The 246-nt window shown below is 48.8% G+C and carries 1 rRNA gene; it reads right to left on the minus strand.

The annotated features are described in order from the left end of the window. Positions 1-92: ribosomal RNA gene (locus AC5RU9_RS21310) — 23S ribosomal RNA — on the minus strand; the annotation flags it as partial. Positions 93-246 lie beyond the last annotated feature (154 nt).

Here is a 246-nt window from a genome sequence, read left to right on the forward strand (position 1 = left end):
TTATCAACTCCCCCAGGCTTATCGCAGATTCCTACGTCCTTCTTCGGCTCCTAATGCCAAGGCATCCACCGTGTGCCCTTAAAAACTTGACCACACACAAACCAACAAACCCCAAAAAGGGCCTGCCGGTCTACGATGCATCATTCAAATCGAGAGAACCATGACCACAAAGGGCCAGGTTCATTCATAAGAAATTGCTGTATAGAAACACACACACAAGTGCGTGTGTCCCTAGATGCTCGCGTC

The sequence above is a fragment of the Arthrobacter sp. B0316-5-4 genome, from assembly GCF_059090325.1.